At 32.1% G+C, this 1333-nt stretch carries 2 protein-coding genes; both read left to right on the plus strand.

Annotation, left to right across the window (positions count from 1 at the left end; genetic code table 11):
* Window positions 1-319 precede the first annotated feature (319 nt).
* A complete protein-coding gene (locus tag AAEY80_RS14190; RefSeq protein ID WP_025653175.1) occupies window positions 320-643 on the plus strand; it encodes a hypothetical protein in 324 nt (107 codons plus the stop codon).
* A gap of 179 nt (window positions 644-822) precedes the next feature.
* Entirely contained in the window at window positions 823-1209 is a 387-nt protein-coding gene (locus AAEY80_RS14195; protein WP_025653176.1) for a hypothetical protein, read from the plus strand.
* The last annotated feature ends 124 nt before the right edge of the window (window positions 1210-1333 follow it).

Genomic DNA, 1333 nt, shown 5'->3' on the forward strand with positions numbered 1-1333 from the left:
ACTCAGAAGTGAAACATCGTTGCGCCAATGGTAGTGTGGTTCGCCCATGTGAGAGTAGGTCATCGTCAGCTCTCTATACTTGAAAAGCCCCTTAATACTAGCGTATTAAGGGGCTTTTCTTTGTGCGTGGGTTTGAGATTTTATTGACGTTCATCATGCCGTAATTTATATACAGATTAAAGCTGAAATCTGCTCGAGATATTGATTCTATGCAGCTGTAAAAGAGTGCGTGATATAGATTTCATTGGTATATTATTGATTGTTATATTGCTGTTAAATATACATGATAATAAATTTTTAGATATTTATGGAGTATTGCTTGGATTTAGTATTAATAATAGCTACCTTACTAGGCGGTATTACTGCTATTTGGTTTCTATACGATAAAAGTACATCCATATTAGCTTGGTTTAAATTAAGTGAAAATAATGTTTCTGACCCAACGATTCTTAGCATTTCAGATAATGATTTCGGTTTCCTTGAATCCAATTTAAAACTACTCACTGGAGTAGGTTATGTGCCTAAAAATAACTCTGAGACAGAAGCCTGCATCTCTTTATTAAATCAAAGAATATTAAAAAAATCGTCCTCTGATAAATTCAAGTTGACTCGTGTCGGTAAAAAAATGTTTTACCAAAAATAGAGAATCCCAATAAATTTATTAAATAGAATCAAAATGCTATCAGTGTTCGTTATTTTTATCTTTTATCTAACCATTCTGTTGCGTTCAACAAAGCTTAATATTTGTAGGAGTATAAACTCATCATTGAATTTTTAAAAAGTTATGTCTTCTTAGCTCCATATGTAACTGCTTTAGGAGTTATGGTTGCTATATATCAAGTTCGGAAAAATACAGAGCAATCTATAACAGCTTTTGAGGATTCTATTTCTAAAGAGTATCGAGATATATCTAACAATATCCCATATAACGCACTCATAGGGAAAACTTTAACTGGTGAAGAAATCACTCAAGCTTCAAATGTAATATATAACTATATAGATTTCTGTAACGAACAAATATTTCTACGTAGAACAGGTAGAGTAAGAGAGGATACTTGGAACAATTGGCAAAAAGGTATGAGTATTAACTTTTCACTGCCTATATTTATATATATATCTGAAGAAGTGTTTAAAGAATTACCTGATTCGTTTACAGGACTAAAAAGAGTTATGTCTGAAAACTATAGTACTGATCCAAAAAATTGGTAAGAGAGCTGATGAAAAGTCCAAAGTACAAATGATGTTTGACCTTTAACCGAGCCTTTCCTAAAAACTGTGTAACTGCTTATAATCCACTAACAGGAGAATAAGCAATGACTAACCAAACTGACAT

The organism is Psychrobacter sp. 78a-MNA-CIBAN-0178 (assembly GCF_040309625.1).
Taxonomy (GTDB): domain Bacteria; phylum Pseudomonadota; class Gammaproteobacteria; order Pseudomonadales; family Moraxellaceae; genus Psychrobacter; species Psychrobacter okhotskensis.